Below are 2,499 nucleotides of genomic sequence, written 5' to 3'. Positions count from 1 at the left end.
GTAATTTTAAAGGGGCTGTGGTGCAGGGAGCATCTGGCCATATTGTCACCCTTGAAGGGGTGAAAAACTATCTTTTTGTCGGTGTACAGGGTGATGGCAAACCCTCTGCGGTTGAGACTGAAGTCCTGCGTGCCCTGGCTAATCAGGGGTAGGAGGAAATAATGGAAACCATTCTGCGTAGTGTCGTGACGTCGCAGGGAGTTATTGGCGGAATGATAGCAAATGATAGCGGACAGTTGTTGGTCCGGTCACTGCCTGACATGTACGACAGTGATCAGCTTGGCAGGGTTTGTGGCTTGTTGACGGAGCAGCAGCTAGGGCTTGAAGATGCCACGGGTGGTGTCAGGCAGGCTGAAGTCCGTTTTGAACTGGGTAAACTGATTGCCCGGTCTGTTGGGGAGCGATTGCTGGTGTTGCTTTGTGAACCTGGCGCCAATGTTCAGATGCTTTTAATCGCCTTGAACGTGGCGGCAAAGAAGCTTGAAAAACTGCCCCATGTTCCCGCAAACCAATCAGCAGCCGGAGGTAAGAAGGAAACAAAGCCGCCTGAAGTACGTAAGGACAGCGGCATCCCGGCTGCATACCGGAATTCGGGGATCTTCGGCTAAAACTGTAGCTTTATTCAGCCCCTTCAGACGCTACAGACCTGTTTTTGCACGGACTGAAGGTTTCTGTTGCTACTGATATGTTGCGTCGGCCGCACTTTAAAAGGGTGCGGCTTTTTGTTTTTCTGGATGATACGTCGCAACTGAACGGTTAGTGTAAAATAGGAGTCGGGCCGGGTTGCAGGATCATGGAGCTGTGGTAGAATTAGACAGTCGGAGACTGGTATCAAAACTACTGAGGGAGCAGCTGCATGAAACCTATGCATCCTATGATGCTAACAGCGTGTGCGATCGTGTTGCTTCTCATGCTGCTGCCGACTTTTGCCCATACGGCTCAAGTTGTACGGGTGGGCTATGAACAGAATCATCCCATGGCCGGTACGGCAGATAATGGCAAGGCCCAGGGGATTATGATTGACATCGTTGAGGAGGTGGCCAGTCGGGAAGGGTGGACTATCCAATACAGCCCCTGTATCTGGAATGAATGTCTTGAAAATCTTGAAAACGCAGAGATTGATCTGCTGGTGGGTATTGCCCATACCCCGGAAAGAGCGCAGAAATACAGTTATAATCAACACACTGTCATCTCAAACTGGGGCTTGCTCTACAGTCGTCCTGGCCAGAAGATTGAGAGCTATGCTGATCTGAGTGGCAAGCGGGTCGCCGTAGTAAAGAATGATGTCTACTGCAATACTTTTATCAAGATGCTGCAGCAGTTTAATATCCGTTGTGATCTGGTCTACGCGGATAATTTTAGAGATGTCTTTGATATGATTGACTGGGGTGAAGTGGATGCCGGGGTGGCAAACCGCTTTTTTTCCCTTTTAAACGAGCGCTCTTTTAAAGTTAAGCCCACGCCGATCATCTTCAGTCCGGTCTCGGTGCAGGTGGCTGCACCAAAGGGTAAGCATGCGGCGCTTCTTGCCGCCTTTGATACCCGGCTTGAAGCGATGAAAAAGGACCGTAACTCGGTCTATCACCAGTCTCTGAAACGTTGGCTGGGGATAGAAGGGGCCGGGTACCGTATGCCGCGCTGGCTCTTGTGGCTATTGGGCGGGGTGTTGGGTGGGGCGCTGTTGCTTGGTATCTTTGTGGCCCTGCTGCGGCGTGAAGTGCTACGTAAAACAGCCGATCTGAACCATCAGGTTGAAGAGCGTCGTAAACTGTTTGCAGCGGTTGAACAGAGCGCCAACTCAGTCATTATTACCGACACTCAAGGGGTGATCGAATACGTGAATCCCCATTTTTGCATGGTAACCGGCTATAGGTATGATGAGATAATCGGGCAAAAACCCAGTCTGCTTAAGTCGGGAAAACAGCCACTGGAGCTGTATGCAGAGCTTTGGCAGACTATCCTGGCTGGCCATGAGTGGCGGGGAGAGTTCTGCAATAAACGCAAAAACGGCACACTTTACTGGGATCTCTGCAGTATTGCCCCGATCAGGAATGAGGCTGGTGAAATCACCAATTTTATTGCGGTCAAAGAAGATATTACCAGCCGCAAGGCCCATGAAGAGTCCCTGAGCTGGCAGGCCAGCCATGACAGCCTAACCGGGCTCTATAACCGTTACTATCTGGAAAGTCATCTGAATGCCACCGTCAAGCGGATGGAGGCAGAGCAGACCTTATCCCTTCTGCTGATTGATATCGATAACCTCAAATTTGTCAACGACACCTTTGGCCATGACTTTGGCGACCTGTTGCTAATTGAAGTTGCCAAACGCCTGAAGCAGACGGCTTCTGAAGATTCAGTGGTGGGGCGGTTTCTTGGCGATGAATTTTTTCTGGTTGCACCCCTTACCGGGGATCGTGAGATGGCTGTCAATCTTGCCCATCAGGTGAAACGGCTGTTATCGGAGCTGTTTGTGGTGGAAGAGGTGGAGCTGGCTATTAC

The 2,499-nt window shown here is 50.8% G+C and carries 2 protein-coding genes; both read left to right on the top strand.

The window, feature by feature from the left end:
* Nucleotides 1-161: 161 nt before the first annotated feature.
* A complete protein-coding gene (locus OEL57_RS16135; RefSeq protein ID WP_300741890.1) occupies nucleotides 162-608 on the top strand; it encodes a hypothetical protein in 447 nt (148 codons plus the stop codon).
* A 248-nt stretch (nucleotides 609-856) separates the two neighbouring features.
* On the top strand, nucleotides 857-2,499 hold a 1,643-nt coding region (locus OEL57_RS16130; protein ID WP_300741888.1), incomplete at its 3' end, for a diguanylate cyclase.

The organism is Trichlorobacter sp. (assembly GCF_030247655.1).
Classification (GTDB): Bacteria; Desulfobacterota; Desulfuromonadia; order Geobacterales; family Pseudopelobacteraceae; genus Trichlorobacter.
Note: the sequence above shows the minus strand (reverse complement) of the source record. Positions and strands in the feature narration are given on the sequence as shown.

Bases quoted from the DNA above. Each gene is read 5' to 3' on its own strand.
- OEL57_RS16135 (WP_300741890.1), top strand. From the start codon at position 162: ATGGAAACCATTCTGCGTAGTGTCGTGACGTCGCAGGGAGTTATTGGC.